Source organism: Azospirillum sp. A23, from assembly GCF_042938965.1.
Classification (GTDB): Bacteria; Pseudomonadota; Alphaproteobacteria; order Azospirillales; family Azospirillaceae; genus Azospirillum; species Azospirillum melinis.
Window position 1 is genome coordinate 2,570,008 of sequence record NZ_CP170667.1, and the last position, 17,460, is coordinate 2,587,467.

Annotated in this window: 16 protein-coding genes; 9 read left to right on the forward strand and 7 right to left on the reverse strand. The window is 68.9% G+C overall.

The window, feature by feature from the left end; genetic code table 11:
- Positions 1 to 55 precede the first annotated feature (55 nt).
- Entirely contained in the window at positions 56 to 856 is an 801-nt protein-coding gene (locus tag ABNQ40_RS29570; protein WP_109490477.1) for an undecaprenyl-diphosphate phosphatase, read from the reverse strand.
- Positions 857 to 1,241: 385 nt separating this feature from the next.
- Here ABNQ40_RS29570 and ABNQ40_RS29575 point away from each other — a divergent pair, with 385 nt between their 5' ends.
- Positions 1,242 to 2,690 (forward strand): NAD(P)-dependent oxidoreductase, encoded by a 1,449-nt coding sequence (locus tag ABNQ40_RS29575; protein ID WP_109490476.1) that lies wholly within the window; start codon positions 1,242 to 1,244, stop codon positions 2,688 to 2,690.
- A gap of 97 nt (positions 2,691 to 2,787) precedes the next feature.
- The gene (gltB, locus tag ABNQ40_RS29580; protein WP_109490475.1) at positions 2,788 to 7,335 is read left to right on the forward strand and encodes a glutamate synthase large subunit; all 4,548 of its coding nucleotides are present in this window, start codon (positions 2,788 to 2,790) and stop codon (positions 7,333 to 7,335) included.
- A gap of 112 nt (positions 7,336 to 7,447) precedes the next feature.
- Here the strand turns inward: gltB and ABNQ40_RS29585 are convergent, their stop codons facing one another.
- From ABNQ40_RS29585 to ABNQ40_RS29595, 3 genes are all read right to left on the reverse strand, one after another.
- Positions 7,448 to 7,954, reverse strand: coding sequence for a GNAT family N-acetyltransferase (locus ABNQ40_RS29585; protein ID WP_109490474.1), 507 nt, complete (start codon positions 7,952 to 7,954; stop codon positions 7,448 to 7,450).
- Positions 7,951 to 8,601: a glutathione S-transferase family protein gene (locus ABNQ40_RS29590; protein ID WP_109490473.1), complete on the reverse strand. Its 651-nt coding sequence runs from the start codon at positions 8,599 to 8,601 to the stop codon at positions 7,951 to 7,953. Before ABNQ40_RS29590 ends, ABNQ40_RS29585 begins: the two co-directional genes overlap by 4 nt.
- Positions 8,602 to 8,685: 84 nt before the next feature.
- Positions 8,686 to 9,843, reverse strand: coding sequence for a GGDEF domain-containing protein (locus ABNQ40_RS29595; RefSeq protein ID WP_158285637.1), 1,158 nt, complete (start codon positions 9,841 to 9,843; stop codon positions 8,686 to 8,688).
- 236 nt (positions 9,844 to 10,079) lie between these two features.
- Between ABNQ40_RS29595 and ABNQ40_RS29600 the strand changes: the two genes are divergently transcribed.
- From ABNQ40_RS29600 to ABNQ40_RS29610, 3 genes are all read left to right on the forward strand, one after another.
- Entirely contained in the window at positions 10,080 to 11,459 is a 1,380-nt protein-coding gene (locus tag ABNQ40_RS29600) for a M17 family metallopeptidase (protein WP_109490471.1), read from the forward strand.
- Positions 11,460 to 11,537: 78 nt separating this feature from the next.
- A complete protein-coding gene (locus ABNQ40_RS29605; protein WP_109490470.1) occupies positions 11,538 to 12,395 on the forward strand; it encodes an AraC family transcriptional regulator in 858 nt (285 codons plus the stop codon).
- A gap of 44 nt (positions 12,396 to 12,439) precedes the next feature.
- Complete coding sequence (locus ABNQ40_RS29610; protein WP_247880125.1) at positions 12,440 to 12,910, forward strand: DUF2000 domain-containing protein; 471 nt, start codon at positions 12,440 to 12,442, stop codon at positions 12,908 to 12,910.
- A gap of 28 nt (positions 12,911 to 12,938) precedes the next feature.
- On the opposite strand, the gene ABNQ40_RS29615 is transcribed toward ABNQ40_RS29610, so the two are convergent.
- Both ABNQ40_RS29615 and ABNQ40_RS29620 read right to left on the reverse strand, forming a co-directional pair.
- Positions 12,939 to 14,135 carry a sensor histidine kinase gene (locus tag ABNQ40_RS29615; RefSeq protein WP_109490469.1) on the reverse strand — a complete coding sequence of 399 codons (1,197 nt, stop codon included), beginning with the start codon at positions 14,133 to 14,135 and terminating at the stop codon, positions 12,939 to 12,941.
- 69 nt (positions 14,136 to 14,204) lie between these two features.
- Positions 14,205 to 14,702, reverse strand: a complete 498-nt coding sequence (locus ABNQ40_RS29620; protein ID WP_109491217.1) for a low molecular weight protein-tyrosine-phosphatase — start codon at positions 14,700 to 14,702, stop codon at positions 14,205 to 14,207.
- 108 nt (positions 14,703 to 14,810) lie between these two features.
- Here ABNQ40_RS29620 and cobB point away from each other — a divergent pair, with 108 nt between their 5' ends.
- A complete protein-coding gene (gene cobB / locus ABNQ40_RS29625) occupies positions 14,811 to 15,551 on the forward strand; it encodes a Sir2 family NAD+-dependent deacetylase (RefSeq protein ID WP_109490468.1) in 741 nt (246 codons plus the stop codon).
- Positions 15,544 to 16,155, forward strand: a complete 612-nt coding sequence (locus ABNQ40_RS29630) for a uracil-DNA glycosylase family protein (protein WP_109490467.1) — start codon at positions 15,544 to 15,546, stop codon at positions 16,153 to 16,155. The genes cobB and ABNQ40_RS29630 overlap by 8 nt, the downstream gene beginning before the upstream one ends.
- 28 nt (positions 16,156 to 16,183) lie before the next feature.
- Here the strand turns inward: ABNQ40_RS29630 and ABNQ40_RS29635 are convergent, their stop codons facing one another.
- A complete protein-coding gene (locus ABNQ40_RS29635) occupies positions 16,184 to 16,534 on the reverse strand; it encodes a metallopeptidase family protein (protein ID WP_083896940.1) in 351 nt (116 codons plus the stop codon).
- Between the two features lie 142 nt (positions 16,535 to 16,676).
- Here ABNQ40_RS29635 and ABNQ40_RS29640 point away from each other — a divergent pair, with 142 nt between their 5' ends.
- Together ABNQ40_RS29640 and ABNQ40_RS29645 are read left to right on the forward strand one after the other, a co-directional pair.
- Positions 16,677 to 16,979 carry a 4a-hydroxytetrahydrobiopterin dehydratase gene (locus tag ABNQ40_RS29640; RefSeq protein WP_109490466.1) on the forward strand — a complete coding sequence of 101 codons (303 nt, stop codon included), beginning with the start codon at positions 16,677 to 16,679 and terminating at the stop codon, positions 16,977 to 16,979.
- 113 nt (positions 16,980 to 17,092) lie between these two features.
- On the forward strand, positions 17,093 to 17,404 hold the full coding sequence (locus ABNQ40_RS29645; RefSeq protein WP_098740825.1) for a polyhydroxyalkanoic acid system family protein: 312 nt from the start codon (positions 17,093 to 17,095) through the stop codon (positions 17,402 to 17,404).
- Positions 17,405 to 17,460: the final 56 nt, after the last annotated feature.

The following is a 17,460-nucleotide window of genomic DNA, read 5'->3' on the forward strand; positions in this document are numbered from 1 at the left end:
GGCCGCTTGCCTTCGCAGGCATGGGCCTGCGGGGCCGCAGTCGCGGCCCTCTTCCTTACAGGTACAGGAACGCCAGCATGCCGGTGCCGACGGCGATGCGGTACCAGCCGAACGGGGTGAAGCCGTAGCGGCCGACGAAGTCGACCAGCGTCTTCACCACCAGGGCCGCGGCGATGAAGGCGGTGACGAAGCCGACCAGGATCAGCAGGCCGCTGTCCAGGCTCATCACCGACCAGTTCTTGTAGAGGTCGTAGACGGTGGCGCCGGCCATGGTCGGCACCGCCAGGAAGAAGGAGAACTCGGCCGCCGCCTTGCGGTCGACGCCCATCAGCAGCGCCCCCAGGATGCTGGCGCCCGACCGCGACACGCCCGGCACCAGGGCCAGGCACTGGCAGAAGCCGATCTTCAGCGCCAGCGGGGCGGAGAAATTCTCGATCTTGTGATAGCGCGCCACCGGGATCAGCCGCTCCACCAGCAGGATGGCGATGCCGCCGACGATCAGCGCGATGCTGACCACGGTGGGGTTGAACAGCACCGACTTGATGATGCCGTGCAGACCGGCGCCCAGCACCATCGCCGGCAGGAAGGCGATCACCACCGCCATCACGAAACGCCGGGCGCCGGGGTCGTCCTTCAGCCCTGTGGCGACATGCCACAGCCGCTGGAAATAGACCACGCAGATCGCCAGGATGGCACCGAGCTGGATCACCACTTCGAACACCTTGCCGGGCGGGCCCTCGAAGCCCAGCAGTTCGTCCAGCATGATCAGGTGGCCGGTGGAGGAGACGGGCAGGAACTCGGTCAGCCCCTCGATCAGCCCCAGGAGGGTGGCGTCCAGATATTGATCGATCATCATCGCGGCACGCAGCCTTCGGCACGGTGAATGTTGCAGCGCTTATAGCAGGCCGTGGCCGGGCTTGGCGATGGCGTGGGGTCGGTACCCCTATTCGGGCGATAGTCCTGAATTGGGACTAATTTTCTGTCGCGTTTTTGTGACACCCCACCGCCACGCCCACGCATTACAGCCTTGCGGAAGAAAAGGTCAACAAACCGGACCTATCGGTGTTTTTGTGCTTCCGCGGTGTGGGCGCATGCGTTATATGACGAGCGTCCGCCACTTCGCGGACGTTCGATTTCAACCCAGCCGGTCGGTGTAGGCCATAGCCGCAGCCCCCGGTCAGGCCCAGCAAGGCGATGCCCCCGCGACAGCGGGCGGGGCCGCGAAGCAAGGAGCAGACGTCATGGCGAACCAGAAAATGTTGGGCTTCGTGCACACCGCGCAGAAGATGCCCGACAAGCGGTCTGCCGCCGACCGCCGCCAGGACTTCGCCGAGATCTACGCCCGCTTCAGCAACGAGCGCGCCGGCGAGCAGGCCAACCGCTGCTCGCAGTGCGGCGTTCCCTTCTGCCAGGTGCACTGCCCGGTCTCCAACAACATCCCGGACTGGCTGAAGCTGACCGCCGAGGGCCGTCTGGAGGAGGCCTACGAGGTCTCCCAGGCCACCAACAACTTCCCCGAAATCTGCGGCCGCATCTGCCCGCAGGACCGGCTGTGCGAGGGCAACTGCGTCATCGAGCAGTCGACCCACGGCGCCGTCACCATCGGCTCGGTCGAGAAGTACATCAACGACACCGCCTGGGAAAACGGCTGGGTCAAGCCGCGCAAGCCGGTCCGCGAGCTGGGCCTGTCGGTCGGCGTGGTCGGTGCCGGCCCGGCCGGCCTCGCCGCCGCCGAGGAGCTGCGCGCCAAGGGCTACGAGGTCCATGTCTACGACCGCTACGACCGCATGGGCGGCCTGCTGGTCTACGGCATCCCCGGCTTCAAGCTGGAGAAGGACGTCGTCGCCCGCCGGGTCCAGCGTCTGGCCGATGCCGGCGTCATCTTCCATTCCAATTTCGAGGTCGGCCGCGACGCCTCGCTGGCCGAGCTGCGCGAGCGCCACGTCACCATCCTGATCGCCACCGGCGTCTACAAGGCCCGCGACATCAAGGCCCCCGGCTCGGGGCTGAAGAACATCGTCCCGGCGCTGGAATACCTGACCACCTCCAACAAGGTCGGTCTCGGCGATTCCATGGAGGCCTATGAGGACGGCTCGCTGAACGCCGCCGGCAAGAAGGTGGTGGTGCTCGGCGGCGGCGACACCGCGATGGACTGCGTCCGCACGGCGATCCGTCAGGGTGCGACCTCGGTCAAGTGCCTGTACCGCCGCGACCGCAAGAACATGCCGGGCTCGCAGCGCGAAGTGGCGCATGCCGAGGAGGAGGGCGTCGAGTTCGTCTGGCAGGCCGCGCCTGAGGCCTTCACCGGCGACGACGTGGTGACCGGCGTGCGCGCCGTGCGCATCCATCTGGGTGTCGCCGACGCCACCGGCCGCCAGACCCCGCAGGTGATCGAGGGCTCCGACTTCACCGAGCCGGCCGACCTCGTCATCAAGGCGCTGGGCTTCGAGCCGGAGGATCTGCCGGGCATGTTCGGCTCGCCCGACCTGACCGTCACCCGCTGGGGCACGCTGCTGGTCGACCACCGCACCAAGATGACCAGCCTGGACGGCGTCTTCGCCGCCGGCGACATCGTCCGCGGCGCCTCGCTGGTGGTGTGGGCCATCCGCGACGGCCGCGACGCCGCCGACGCCATGCACGCCTACGCCCAGACCGTCGGCGCGCCCAAGCTGGCCGTTGCCGCCGAATAAGGCGCTTCCTCCTTCCGCTATCAGTACCACCGTCTACCCCAGGGGGCCTTCCCTTCGGCCCCCCAGGTCCACGTCCAGACTGTGAAAGGGTCGTTCCATGACCACCGAATTGAACCAGGGTGAGCAGTTCGTCGCCGATTTCCGCGCCAACGCCGCGGCGCTGACCACTGCCCACGCCTACAATCCGGCCGACGAGCACGACGCCTGCGGCGTCGGCTTCATCGCCGCGATCGACGGCAAGCCCCGCCGCTCGGTGGTCGAAAAAGGCATCGAAGCCCTGAAGGCGGTCTGGCACCGCGGTGCGGTGGACGCCGACGGCAAGACCGGCGACGGCGCCGGCATCCATGTCCAGGTGCCGCAGAAGTTCTTCAAGGACCACGTCAAGATCATCGGCCACCTGCCGCCGGAGAACAATCTGGCGGTCGGTCAGGTCTTCCTGCCGCGCATCAGCCTGGACGCCCAGGAAGCCTGCCGCTGCATCGTCGAGACCGAGATCCTGGCCTTCGGCTACTACATCTATGGCTGGCGTCAGGTGCCGATCAACGTCGACATCATCGGCGAGAAGGCCAACGCCACCCGGCCCGAGATCGAACAGATCATCATCGGCAACGCCAAGGGTGTGTCGGACGAGCAGTTCGAACTCGACCTCTACATCATCCGCCGCCGGATCGAGAAGGCGGTGCAGAACGAGCGCATCAACGACTTCTACATCTGCTCGCTGTCGGCGCGCTCGATCATCTACAAGGGCATGTTCCTCGCCGAACAGCTGTCCACCTTCTACCCGGACCTGACCGACGACCGCTTCGAGTCGTCCTTTGCCATCTACCACCAGCGCTATTCGACCAACACCTTCCCGACCTGGCCGCTGGCCCAGCCCTTCCGCATGCTCGCCCACAACGGCGAGATCAACACGCTGAAGGGCAACGTCAACTGGATGAAGGCGCACGAGACGCGGATGGAGCATCCGGTGTTCGGCGCCAACATGGGCGACCTGAAGCCGGTGATCGGCGTCGGCCTGTCGGACTCGGGCGCGCTCGACACCGTGTTCGAGGTGATGGTCCGCGCCGGCCGCAGCGCGCCGATGGTCAAGATGATGCTGGTGCCGCAGGCGCTGACCAGCTCGCAGACCACGCCGGACAACCACAAGGCGCTGATCGCCTACTGCAACTCCGTCATGGAGCCGTGGGACGGCCCGGCCGCGCTCGCCATGACCGACGGCCGCTGGGTCGTCGGCGGCATGGACCGCAACGGCCTGCGCCCGATGCGCTACACCATCACCACCGACGGCCTGATCATCGGCGGCTCCGAGACCGGCATGGTCAAGATCGAGGAGAACCAGGTGGTCGAGAAGGGCCGCCTCGGGCCGGGCGAGATGATCGCCGTCGATCTCCAGGCCGGCAAGCTGTTCAACGACCGTGAGCTGAAGGACCATCTGGCCGCCCAGAAGCCCTGGGGCCAGTGGGTCAAGAACACCACCCATCTGGACGAGTTGGTGAAGACCGCCGCGCTGAAGGGCGAGCCGTCGGAGATGGAGAAGGAGGAGCTGCGCCGCCGCCAGATGGCCTTCGGCCTCGCCATGGAAGACATGGAGCTGATCCTCCACCCGATGGCGGAGGACGGCAAGGAGGCCGTCGGCTCGATGGGCGACGACAGCCCCATCGCCGTGCTGTCCGACAAGTACCGCGGCCTGCACCATTTCTTCCGCCAGAACTTCTCCCAGGTCACCAATCCGCCCATCGACTCGCTTCGCGAGCGCCGGGTGATGAGCCTGAAGACGCGTCTCGGCAATCTCGGCAACATCCTGGACGAGGATGAAAGCCAGACTCGGTTGCTGCAACTCGACAGCCCGGTGCTGACCACCGCCGAATTCCACGCCATGCGGGACTATATGGCCGACACCGCGGCGGTGATCGACGCCACCTTCCCGGTGGATGGCGGCCCCGACGCGCTGCGCGACGCGCTGCGCCGCATCCGCCAGGAGGCGGAGGACGCCGTGCGCGGCGGCGCCAACCACGTCACCCTGACCGACGAGGCGATGGGCCCGGCCCGCGCCGCCATCCCGGCGATCCTGGCGACCGGCGCGGTCCACACCCACCTGATCCGCTCCAACCTGCGCACCTTCACCTCGCTGAACCTGCGCACGGCGGAATGCCTGGACACCCATTACTTCGCGGTGCTGATCGGCGTCGGTGCCACCACCGTCAACGCCTATCTGGCGCAGGAGGCGGTGGCCGAGCGCCAGCGCCGCGGCCTCCTCGGCTCGCTGTCGCTGGAAAAGGCGATGACGAACTACAAGAAGGCCATCGACGACGGCCTGCTGAAGATCATGTCCAAGATGGGCATCTCGGTCATCAGCAGCTACCGCGGCGGCGGCAACTTCGAGGCCATCGGCCTCAGCCGCGCCCTGGTCGCCGAGCATTTCCCGGCGATGGTCAGCCGCATCTCCGGCATCGGCCTGAACGGCATCCAGAAGAAGGTGCTGGAGCAGCATGCGCTGGCCTATGCCGGCGAGGCGCTGCCGCTGCCGGTCGGCGGCTTCTACCGCTTCCGCAAGTCGGGCGACCGCCATGGCTGGGAGGGTGGGATCATCCACACCCTGCAGCAGGCCGTCACCAACGACAGCTACACCACCTTCAAGAAGTATTCCGAGCAGGTGAACAAGCGGCCGCCGATGCAGCTGCGCGACCTGCTGGAGTTCCGCACCACCAAGGCCGCCGTTCCGGTGGACGAGGTCGAGAGCATCACCTCGATCCGCAAGCGCTTCATCACGCCGGGCATGTCGATGGGCGCACTGTCGCCCGAGGCGCACGGCACGCTGAACGTCGCGATGAACCGCATCGGCGCCAAGTCCGACTCGGGCGAGGGCGGCGAGGATCCGGCGCGCTTCCGTCCCGACAAGAACGGCGACAACTGGAACTCCGCCATCAAGCAGGTGGCGTCGGGCCGCTTCGGCGTCACCGCCGAGTACCTGAACCAGTGCCGCGAGCTGGAGATCAAGGTCGCCCAGGGCGCCAAGCCCGGCGAGGGCGGCCAGCTGCCCGGCTTCAAGGTGACGGAGATGATCGCGCGGCTGCGTCACTCGACGCCGGGCGTCATGCTGATCAGCCCGCCGCCGCACCACGACATCTACTCGATCGAGGATCTGGCGCAGCTCATCTATGACCTGAAGCAGATCAACCCGGACGCCAAGGTCACGGTGAAGCTGGTCAGCCGGTCGGGCATCGGCACCATCGCCGCCGGTGTCGCCAAGGCAAATGCCGACATCATCCTGATCTCCGGCAACTCCGGCGGCACCGGCGCCAGCCCGCAGACCTCGATCAAGTTCGCCGGCCTGCCCTGGGAGATGGGCCTGTCGGAGGTGCATCAGGTCCTGACGCTGAACAAGCTGCGCCACCGCGTGCGGCTGCGCACCGACGGCGGCCTGAAGACCGGCCGCGACATCGTCATCGCCGCCATGCTGGGCGCGGAAGAGTTCGGCATCGGCACCGCCAGCCTGATCGCCATGGGCTGCATCATGGTCCGGCAGTGCCATTCCAACACCTGCCCGGTCGGTGTCTGCGTCCAGGACGAGAAGCTGCGCGAGAAGTTCGTCGGCTCGCCGGAGAAGGTCGTCAACCTCTTCACCTTCCTGGCCGAAGAGGTCCGCGAGATCCTGGCCAAGCTGGGCTTCCGCTCGCTGACCGAGGTGATCGGCCGCACCGACCTGCTGCATCAGGTCAGCCGCGGCGGCGCCCACCTCGACGACCTCGACCTCAACCCGCTGCTGGCCCAGGTCGATCCCGGCGAGAACGCGCGCTACTGCACGCTCCAGGGCCGCAACGAGGTGCCGGACACGCTGGACGCCCGCATCGTCGCCGATGCCCGTCCGCTGTTCGAGGAAGGCGAGAAGATGCAGCTCGCCTACAACGCCCGCAACACGCAGCGCGCCATCGGCACGCGGCTGTCTTCGATGGTGACGCGGAAGTTCGGCATGTTCGGGCTGCAGCCCGGCCACATCACCGTCCGTCTGCGCGGCACCGCCGGCCAGTCGCTGGGCGCCTTCGCGGTCCAGGGCATCAAGCTGGAGGTGATGGGCGACGCCAACGACTATGTCGGCAAGGGCCTGTCGGGCGGCACCATCGTCGTCCGTCCGGCGACCAGCAGCCCGCTGGAGTCGAACAGGAACACCATCATCGGCAACACGGTGCTGTACGGCGCCACCGCCGGCAAGCTGTTCGCCGCCGGCCAGGCCGGCGAGCGGTTCGCGGTGCGCAACTCCGGCGCCACCGTGGTGGTGGAGGGCTGCGGCTCCAACGGCTGCGAGTACATGACGGGCGGCACGGCGGTGATCCTCGGCAAGGTCGGCGACAATTTCGGCGCCGGCATGACCGGGGGCATGGCCTACATCTACGACCCGGAGGACTCGCTGCCGCTCTTCATCAACGAGGAGAGCGTCATCTTCCAGCGGATCGAGGTGCCCCATTACGAGGCCCAGCTCCGCGCGCTGATCGAGGAACACGTCGCCGAGACGCAGAGCCGTTTCGCCGCGGAGATCCTCAACGACTGGCAGCGTGAACTCGGCCACTTCTGGCAGGTGGTTCCGAAGGAGATGCTGCACCGTCTGGCCGTGCCGGTGACCCTGCCGCGCGCCATCCCGGCGGAGTGACCGACACCACCCCTGCCCCGCCCTCACCGGCGGGGCGGAGGGCCGACACGAAAACGGCGCGCCATCCGGCAGGACGGCGCGCCGTTTTCCGTTTCAGCGGGGCGAAGCCTGGCTAAAGACCCCGCTCCATCACGATGCTGTCGAAGCGGTTGCCCGGCGGAAACTCCATCGAATTCCGGCCGGTCGCCACAAAGCCGGCGGAGGCATAGAACTCCTCCGCCACCAGGCTGGCGTAGCACAGCATCCGCGATGCACCAGCATCGGCGGCATCGGCGAAGCAGCGGTCGAGCAGCGCCCGTCCGACGCCGCGGCGCAGCCAGCCGGGATGGGTGGCGAAGTGCCGGACATGGGCCAACCCGGCTTGCTGCGGACGCGCCGGCTCGCCCGGCCAGTCGAAGCTCCAGCCGCCGCAGCCCGCCGGCGTGCCATCCGCGGCCTCCGCCAGATAATAGGTGCCGGCGCCCAGCAGCGCCGGATTCGACCGGGTGATGATGGGCAGCACCCGCTCCATCACCTCGGCCGGATAGCCGGCCGGCATCAGGGCCGGGTAGGAGGCCGACAGCACCCGGTCCACCGCCGCGGCATCCTCCGGCCGCGCGGTGCGGACGGTGAAGCTCACGGTTCGAATTCCCACGGCTCCGCCTTGGCCGCCGCGATCCAGTCCCGCATCGCCGGCAGAGCCAGCACGGCGTCCATATAGGCGCGCGACACCGGCGACACCGCGACGCCATAGGTCTCCAGCCGCGTCACCACCGGGGCGAACATGGCGTCGGCGATGGTGAAGCCGCCGAACAGGAAGGGTCCGCCGGCCGGGCCGCCGAAGCGGGTGCGGGCATCGTCCCACAGCGACTCGATCCGGGCGATGTCGGCGGCGGTCGCCTCGGTCATGCCCTGACCCTTGCGGTCGCGCTTGAGGTCCATCGACATGGTGGTGCGCAGCGAGACGAAGCCGGAATGCATCTCCGCCGACACCGAGCGCGCCACCGCCCGCGCCGCCCGGTCCGCCGGCCACAGCCCGGCCTGCGGCGCCAGTTCCGCCACATACTCGCAGATCGCCAGCGAATCCCAGACGGTCAGCCCGTCATGGATCAGGGCGGGCACGCGGCCCGACGGCGACTGTTCGGCGATGCGCGCGGCGGTGTCCGGCTGGCGCAGGACGATCACCGTCTCGGCAAAGGCGACCCCGGCCTGCCTGAGGGCCAGCCAGGGGCGCAGCGACCAGGACGAATAGGCTTTGTTCCCAATCACCAGGATCGGATCGGACATCGGACGGCACCTTTCGCGCGCGGGGAATAGGGTGGGAACAGTTGAGGCGACGGATTGCGCCTTCGTGCAACCGTCATCCCCTTCTTACGCCGGCATGAGGTCGTGGGGAACCTGCGCCGCGTGCGCGACACGGTTGCGGCCGTCGCGCTTGGCGTCGTAGAGCGCCATGTCCGCGGCATGGACGAGGTCGGGCCATTTCTCCCCCAGCCGGACGACCTGGGCGACGCCGATGCTGGTCGTCACCCCCAGCGCGCTTCCCTGGTGCTGGAACGGGATCGCCTGGATCGCCTCGCGGATCCGCTCGGCGACCGGCAGCACGTCGGATGTCCGCAATTCCGGCAGGAACAGCAGGAACTCCTCCCCGCCCATCCGCGCCAGCACATCGTCGGGGCGCTTCAGGTTGCGCAGCGTCGCCGCCACGGCGACCAGCACGGTGTCGCCGGCGGCATGGCCGAACCGGTCGTTGATCCGCTTGAAATGGTCGAGGTCGATGCAGAAGACAGTGTCGCCGGGACGCAGATGGCCGGGCAGCATCCGTTCCAGCCAGCGCCGGTTGCCGATGCCGGTCAGGCTGTCCAGTTCCGCCATCAGGCTCAGCTTGCGCTCCGCCCGGTCGGTCGCGACGCTGTAGATCAGGATCGAGACGGCGAAATTGCCCAGGATCTGGATGAAGAACTCCCAGGCCAGCCAGGGCACGAAATCCGCGGCGAAGAGAATGGCCGCAGCCCCCAGCAGGAACGACGCCCCGCTGAGCGCCAGCACCGCCGCCAGCGGCCGGCAGGACGGCAATTGCTCGACCCGCCGGAGCCGCGTCACGATCCGCGCCGCCAGCATCAGGCAAAGCGCCGCATTCAGATGGAAGAATGTGGCGCGGAGCTGGTTGTCCAGGTGGAAGCCGGTCGCCCAGGCGACGATCCAGACCGAAACCGGATAGACCGCCAGCAGGCGCCACGCCTGCGGCAGGCGCCCGGACCGCAGGCGTTCCATCCCCAGCGCCAGCAATCCATGCCCGACCACACCGAGCGTCAGGCTGCCCAGGGTCCAGACCGGCTTCGGCAGCATGGCATGCTCGCCGAAGCCGGCCAGGACGCCGCCGAACCCCACCAGGGAAAATGCCGCCGCCAGCGTGCCGAATCCCGATGCGGGGACGTCCCGCAACCGCGCGAGCAGAAAGACGGCCGCCCCCACCAGAAGTGACGACTGGTACAGAAACAGCACGGTGGCGATGTCGAGCACAATCATAGACGGCAACGCCGGTTGATGATCACGGGCCCTTATACCGTGAACGTCGCTGTTGGTGAACCGGGTCGAGGAACCGGACGCCCAACGCCCCTGCAGATCGAAGGAAACATCCATTCGCCAAGCGTTTCACTCCGTTCCACGCCACCCCTTTCCAGCCGGCTCCAGGCGCGCCATCCTTGAGGGATGGGCATCCGCATCGGATGCGTGATGTGATCTCGTGAAAAGGATTCCCCGTCTTGCTCGCCACCCTGCTTGCCGTCGACGGTCCCGACACCGTCGCCCTCACCCCCGTGACCAAGGCCGGGCTGGCCGACTGGCTGGCGGCGCAGTCGCCGGCCACAGCATCCTGGGTCAAGGCCGTGGGCTTCACCGGCGAGGCCGGATCGACCGTCTTCCTGCCCGGACCGGACGGCGCCGTCGCCCGCGTGCTGGCCGGCGTGTCGGCGGTCGACGACCTGTGGGCTTTCGCCGGCCTGCCCGCCGCGCTGCCGGCCGGCTCCTACCGGATCGACGCGGCGCTGGATGCGCGGGCGGCGACGCGGGCGGCGCTGGGCTGGGCGCTCGGCAGCTATCGCTTCAGCCGCTACAGGAAGCCGCCCGAGAAGGGCTTCGCCACCCTGGTCTGGCCGGCGGAGGCCGACCGCGGCGAGGTGGAGCGGGCGGCGACCGCCACCTGGCTGGTGCGCGATCTGGTGAACACCCCGGCCTGTGACATGGGTCCGGCCGAACTGGCCCAGGCGGCGCAGGATCTGGCCGCCGAGTTCGACGCCGCGGTCGAGGTGATCGTCGGCCAGGACCTGCTCGACCGCGACTATCCGGCCATCCATGCCGTCGGCCGCGCCAGCCCGCGGGCGCCGCGGCTGGTCGACCTGCGCTGGGGAAACCCGATCCATCCAAAGGTGACCATCGTCGGCAAGGGCGTCTGCTTCGACACCGGCGGGCTGGACCTGAAGCCGTCCTCCGCCATGCTGATCATGAAGAAGGACATGGGCGGTGCGGCGCATGCGCTGGCGCTCGGCCGGATGATCATGATGGCCGGGCTGCCGGTGCGGCTGCGCGTGCTGGTGCCGGCGGTGGAGAATGTCGTCGCCGGCGACAGCTTCAAGCCGCAGGACGTGCTGAAGACCCGCAAGGGCCTGACCATCGAGGTCGGTAACACCGACGCCGAGGGTCGCCTGATCCTGTGCGATGCGCTGGCCGAGGCGGATTCGGAGAAACCCGAACTGCTGATCGACTTCGCCACCCTGACCGGCGCCGCCCGCGTGGCGCTGGGTCCCGACCTGCCGGCGCTCATGTCCAACAATGACGTGCTGGCCAACGACCTGACCGAGGCCGGGACCGCGGAGGACGATCCGATGTGGCGGCTGCCGCTGTGGGCGCCCTACCGCAAGGGGCTGGACAGCAAGGTGGCCGACATCAACAACGTCACCGCCAACGGCTTCGCCGGCGCCATCACCGCCGGGCTGTTCCTTCAGGAATTCGTGTCGAAGGAAACGCCCTGGGCGCATCTCGACACCTATGCCTGGAACGGCTCGGCCCGTCCCGGCCGTCCGGAGGGTGGCGAGGCGCTGGGCCTGCGCGCCGCCTATGCGGTGATCGCCAAGCGGTTCGGCTGACCATCCACGGCGGTGGAGACTGGGGGAAAGGACGGCGGGATGCCTCGCCGTCCGTCGATCCGGTGACAGAGGTGCCGCATGGCCGAAAGAACGGCAGCCGGAAAGAATGACTGGGTGGCGGTGCGCCGCGATGCGGAGACCGGCATCGAGACCATCCGCGCCCATTTCCGCGGCCATGCCTATGACCTGCACGACCATGACGAGCTTCTGGTCGGCGTCACCGAGCAGGGGGTGCAGGCTTTCCGCTGCCGGCGGCGGCTGCACACCAGCGTTCCCGGCCGCGTCATCCTGATCGAACCGGGCGAGGCCCATGACGGCCACAGCCCAGGGGAGGATGGCTTCACCTACGCCATGCTCTATCTGCCGGTGCCGCTGCTGACCGCCCGCAGCGAGGCGCTGCGCAGCCTGACGCCGCGCGGAACCGGCATGCCGCTGGGCTTCCGCGAAACGCTGGCTGACGATCCCGGCCTCGCGGCGACGATCCGCTCCGCCTTCCTGGCCCTGCACCAGCGCGAGGGGCGGCTGGCCCGCGACCTGTCGCTGGACCGGCTGGCGGCGAGGCTGGCCGGCCATCTGGCACCGCCGGAGGAGCGCCGGCCGCTTCGCCCCGACTGCGCCGCCGCCCTGGCGCGCGACCTGCTGCAGGCCCGGATGGCCGAGGATGTCGGGCTGGACGAGCTGTGCGCCGCGGCCGGCGTCGACCGGTTCCGGCTGAACCGCGGCTTCCGTGCCGCCTTCGGCCTGTCGCCGCATGCCTATCTGGTCCGGCTGCGCCTGCGCGCCGCCCGGCGCCGGCTGGCCGACGGCGAGGCGCCGGCCCTGGTGGCGGCCGAGGTGGGCTTCGCCGACCAGAGCCATCTCGGCCGCTGGTTCCGCCGCGCCTATGGCCTGACGCCGGCCGCCTACCGCGATCTGTGCACAAACGTTCCAGACTGAGACGCCGTCGTCGGGCATCTGAAGGGGCAAAGGAGATTATTGCCATGCTCGACAGCCCGATGCCCCACAGCCCGATGCCCGGAACCGATCCCGCGGACGCGCCCGTCCGCTTCGACACCAAGGTCGCGCTGGTCATCCGCGCCGATCTGGCGGTCTGGCAGAAGCTGAACGTCGCCGCCTTCCTCGCCACCGGGATCGCCGCCGCGGCACCGGACGCGCTGGGCGAGGTGTATGTCGACGGTGCCGGCCGCCGCTATGCCCGCATGCTGGGCCAGCCGATGCTGGTCTTCGCCGCCGACAGCGACCAGTTGCGCGCGGTCCGCGATGCGGCACTGGAGCGGGGTTTGACGCTGGTGCCCTATGTCGCCGCCATGTTCGCCACCGGCCACGACGTCGCCAACCGTGCCGCCTTCCAGGCCGAGGATCCGGATGCCCCCGATCTGGTCGGGCTGGCCCTGCGCGGGCCGAAGAAGGCGATGGACAAGACGGTGAAGGGCCTCGCCCTGCACGGATGAGACAACACGGGTAGCGTCAACCCGCCGGTCACAGCTCCTGCGGGACGGTGATCGTCACGCTGGTGCCGTCGCCCGGCACGCTGTCGATGGCGAGCCGGCCGCCGAGCGGGCCGGTCACCGTGTTGAACACCACCGCCAGCCCCAGACCCTTGTGGCCGCGGTTGCGGGCGGTGGTGAAGAAGGCGTCGGTCAGGGTCGGCAGGTTGTTGGCCGGAATGCCGGCGCCGCGGTCGCGGACGATCAGGTTCCAGGCCGGGACCGCATCCAGCGTCGCCGGCTCCACCGTCACCTCGGCCTCGCCCGGACCGCCGCCATAGCCATGGGCGGCGGCGTTGGCGAACAGGTGGTGCAGCACCCGCTCCAGATGCGGGGCATAGCCGATCCAGGGGCAGGCGGCGCCGGGCACGATCCGGACGACCAGCGGCAGGTCGGGATGCTGGACCGCGAACAGGCTCGCCGCGTCCTCCGTCATGCGGCGCAGGTCCAGCGCCTCCAGCGGTTCGGCGGTCTGGCAGGCGGCGATGGCGGAAAAGGCCTCCACCAGCTCCACCGCGCGGGCGAGGTTGGCGTCGAGCAGGGCCGCCGGTTCCCGCAATTCCTCGGTCGACAGCGGGCCGTTGCCGGGACGGGCCAGATCCTGCAGGTGGCTGGCGGCGGTGACGCAGACGCCGAGCGGCGTGTTCAGCTCATGCGCCAGCCCGGTCACCGCCTGGGTGATGGCGCGCTGGCGGGCCAGCGCCGATTCGGCGATGCGGGCGCGCCGCTCCAGATCCTCGCGAACCACCCGTTCCGATACCTCGCGGATCATGCGGCTGAGTTCGCGCAGCAGCTTCGCCAGCAAATCGGGCGAGGGAGAGATCAGCGACAGGAACAGGTCGCGCTCCAGTTCGAACACCGTGACCGGCGTGGCGGCGATGACCGAGGCGGAGCGGGAGCCGCCGTCGATCAGCGCCATCTCGCCGAAACAGTCGCCGGCACGGCGGAACCCGACCTCCACCTGAGCGCCGAAGGGGTCGTCGCGCACCACGCGCACCGTGCCGTCCAGCAGGACGTAGAGCGAGTCGGCGCTGTCGCCCTCGCGCATCAGGACGGTGCCGGCCGCGGCGGCGAACACCCGCCCGCGCGAGGCCACGGCGGCGCGCTCCTCCGGCGAGAAGGCCTCGAACAGGACGATGCCGTCGAGGATTCCGCCGGGCGCGGTTGTGCCGGTGGTGGCGCTGGTCATGGTGACGGGATGCTCCGAATGGGCCTTGTCCCGACAGCATAGATCAAGCAGCCGGGAAACCGCGAGACGTTACCCGAGGCTTTCGCGAATCGGAAACCGGCTTTCGCGCGACAGGCGGTCCAGCAGGCCGCGCGACCCGGCCTCGCACAGGTCCAGCACCTGTTCGAACCCGTCGGGGCCGCCATAATAGGGATCGGGCACCTCCCGCCCTTCCAGCCCAGGGGCATCGTCCAGGAACAGGCGGAGTGCGGCGGTGGCGCCGGCCGGGGCGATGCGGCGCAGCTGGGCCAGATGGCCGTGGTCCATCGCCAGGATATGGTCGAAGCGGGTGAAGTCCGCCGCCACCACCTTCCGGGCGCGCAAGGCCGACAGGTCGACGCCGCGGGCCAGCGCCGCGCGCACCGTGCGCGGATCGGGCGGCTCGCCGACGTGATAGCTGTGGGTGCCGGCGGAGTCGGCGCTCACCAGGGTGCCGAGCTCGGCGCGGTCGGCCAGATGGCGGAACACCCCCTCGGCGGTCGGCGAGCGGCAGATGTTGCCCGTGCAGACGAACAGGACCTTGAGCACCCCTGGCATCCCTCTTCCTCGTTTCCTGCGGCTTTACTTCCGGGCGTGACGAGCGTACGCCGCAACAGTTTTCCACATGACCGGTTTCCGAACCGCTAAGGGGATCCCATGCCCGCTCCCGCGCTGACCAACCGCCTGCGCCCGACCGACCACATCGTCATCCTGACCGGGGCCGGGATTTCCAAGGAGTCGGGGTTGGACACCTTCCGCTGCGCCGGCGGCATCTGGAGCCAGGTCGATCTGGAGGATGTGGCGACGCCGGAAGGGTTCGCCCGCGACCCCGATCTGGTCCACCGCTTCTACAACGACCGCCGCCGCGGCCTCGCCGATCCGGCGGTGCAGCCCAACGCCGCGCACAGGGCGCTGGCGGAGCTGGAGCGGCGCTGGAAGGGCAATGTCCTGCTGGTGACGCAGAACATCGACGACCTGCACGAGCGCGGCGGGTCGAAGGCACCGCTGCACATGCATGGCGAACTGCTGAAGGCCTTCTGCCTGCATTGCCGCACCGTGGTGGAGGTGCAGGGCGACCTGTCGGTGCATGACCATTGCCTGACCTGCGGGCGCAAGGGCGGCATGCGGCCCGACGTGGTGTGGTTCGGCGAGATGCCCTATCAGATGGAGCGCATCCAGCGGGCGCTGGAGGAATGCGACCTGTTCGTGTCGGTCGGCACCTCGGGCCATGTCTATCCTGCCGCCGGCTTCGTGGCGGAAGCGCGGTCGTCCGGCGCCTATACGGTCGAGCTGAACCTGGAACCGTCGGAGGGCGCCTCCTATTTCCACAGCTCGATCCACGGTCCGGCGACCCAGGTGGTCCCGGCCTTCGTCCAGGATTTGCTGACGCTTGTCTGATGAAACCGTTGAGGGCGGTTCGGATCTCGACCGCCTGTTCGCGAAGGCGCGCGCCTGCACGCTGTGTGCGGGGGTGCTGCCCCACGGCTGCCGCCCGGTACTGCGCGGCAGCCCCGCCGCCCGCCTGCTGATCGTCGGGCAGGCGCCGGGCGCGCGGGTGCATGCCAGCGGCATCCCCTGGGACGACGCCTCCGGCGACCGGCTGCGCAAGTGGCTGGCGATGGACCGTCCCGCCTTCTACGACGAGTCCCGAATCGCCGTGGTGCCGATGGGGCTGTGCTATCCCGGCACCATGCCCAAGGGCGGCGATTACCCGCCGCGTCCGGAATGCGCGCCGCTGTGGCACCCACCGCTGCTCGACGCGCTGTCGGGCGTCCGGCTGACCCTGCTGATCGGACAGTACGCCCAGGCGCGTTACCTGGGCGAGCGGCGCAAGGCGACGATGACGGAAACGGTGGCGAACTGGCGGGAGTACGGCCCGGCCCACATGCCTCTGCCGCACCCGAGTTGGCGCAACACCGCCTGGCTGAACCGCAACCCGTGGTTCGAGGAGGAGCTGGTACCGGCCCTGCGCCGCCGGGTGGCGGAAGCGCTGGGCGACTGAAGGCCCTGCCCTCCCCCGCCTGCTCCCCCTACTCCATCGTCTCGATCCGCTCCATGTCCTCGTCGGAGAAGCCGAAATGGTGGCCGATCTCGTGGATCAGGACATGGCGGACGATGGCCGGCAGTTCCTCCCCCGTCTCGCACCAGTAATCGAGGATCGGGCGGCGGTAGAGGAAGATCATGTCCGGGCCGCCACGCAGGTCGGCGACGCTTTGCCGCGTCAGATCCACGCCCCGATAGAGGCCCAGCAGGTCGAATGGGCTTTCCAGCTCCATCTCCCGCTCGGTATCCTCATCGGGGAAATCCTCGACATGGATCACGAGGTTCCCGACCGGGGCGAGCAGCTCCGCCGGGATGGTGTCGAGCGCCTCTTCGGCCATGCGCTCCAGGTCTTCGACCGTGGGCGGAACCGTATGGGGACCTGAAGGTTTCCGTATCATGCCGCAGAAGGTAGCGAACCGCCGCCCGTTCGCCAAGAAGCTGCGGGCGGCAAAAGAGAGACTTACGGAAAGGGAGGTCATCATGTCGGATCGTCTTGTCGGCGCGCATCGCCAGACGGCGCTGAAGGAACTGCACGGCTGGGCGGAGGTGCTGGAACGCGACGCCATCCGCAAGACCTACCATTTCGCCGATTTCCCCGCCGCCTGGGGGTTCATGAACCAAGTCGCCCTGCTGGCCGAGAAGACCGGCCACCATCCCGAATGGTTCAACGACCTGGGCCGGGTCGAGGTGATCCTCTACACCCGCAACAGCGACGCCGTGACCCAGGCCGATGTCGACTTCGCCCACCGCCTGGACCAGATGGCGCCCCTGCACGACCGCTGAATGACCCGCCGAGCGACCGCCGGGGCGGGACCCATCGCCCGCCCCCGGCGTTATTCCTGTTCCGCCGCCGACCGGGCGGCGGGACAACACCGTGCAGTGCGGAGCCGCCGACCATGCCGAAACCCCTGACCCTGTCCATCCCCCACTCGCTCGGCCGGGCGGAGGCCAAGCGCCGGCTGGTCGACGGCATGGGCGAGGTGCGGGCGCGCCTGAGCGCCGTGTCGGCCAGCGTCGACGACAGCTGGACCGACGACCGCCTGAACTTCCACGTCGTGGCGCTGGCCCAGACCATCGCCGGCCACATCGACGTGCTGGACGACCGGGTCGAGATGGAGGTGCAGCTGCCCTGGGCGTTGGCCCTGCTGGCCGACAAGATCAAGAACAAGGTCTCGCGCCAGGGCACGCTGATGCTGGAGAAGAAGTAAGGGTTGCGCGGGGGAGGTGCGGGCTTCGATTGCCCCCGCCCTGCCCCTCCCGCCCA

Excerpts from the sequence above, each read along its gene's own strand:
- cobB (WP_109490468.1), top strand. The coding sequence starts at position 14,811 with ATGCCCGCTCCCGCGCTGACCAACCGCCTGCGCCCGACCGACCACATC.
- ABNQ40_RS29570 (WP_109490477.1), bottom strand. The coding sequence starts at position 856 with ATGATGATCGATCAATATCTGGACGCCACCCTCCTGGGGCTGATCGAG.
- ABNQ40_RS29610 (WP_247880125.1), top strand. The coding sequence starts at position 12,440 with ATGCTCGACAGCCCGATGCCCCACAGCCCGATGCCCGGAACCGATCCC.
- ABNQ40_RS29575 (WP_109490476.1), top strand. The coding sequence starts at position 1,242 with ATGGCGAACCAGAAAATGTTGGGCTTCGTGCACACCGCGCAGAAGATG.
- gltB (WP_109490475.1), top strand. The coding sequence starts at position 2,788 with ATGACCACCGAATTGAACCAGGGTGAGCAGTTCGTCGCCGATTTCCGC.
- ABNQ40_RS29605 (WP_109490470.1), top strand. The coding sequence starts at position 11,538 with ATGGCCGAAAGAACGGCAGCCGGAAAGAATGACTGGGTGGCGGTGCGC.
- ABNQ40_RS29615 (WP_109490469.1), bottom strand. The coding sequence starts at position 14,135 with ATGACCAGCGCCACCACCGGCACAACCGCGCCCGGCGGAATCCTCGAC.
- ABNQ40_RS29590 (WP_109490473.1), bottom strand. The coding sequence starts at position 8,601 with ATGTCCGATCCGATCCTGGTGATTGGGAACAAAGCCTATTCGTCCTGG.
- ABNQ40_RS29645 (WP_098740825.1), top strand. The coding sequence starts at position 17,093 with ATGCCGAAACCCCTGACCCTGTCCATCCCCCACTCGCTCGGCCGGGCG.
- ABNQ40_RS29640 (WP_109490466.1), top strand. The coding sequence starts at position 16,677 with ATGTCGGATCGTCTTGTCGGCGCGCATCGCCAGACGGCGCTGAAGGAA.
- ABNQ40_RS29635 (WP_083896940.1), bottom strand. The coding sequence starts at position 16,534 with ATGGCCGAAGAGGCGCTCGACACCATCCCGGCGGAGCTGCTCGCCCCG.
- ABNQ40_RS29595 (WP_158285637.1), bottom strand. The coding sequence starts at position 9,843 with ATGATTGTGCTCGACATCGCCACCGTGCTGTTTCTGTACCAGTCGTCA.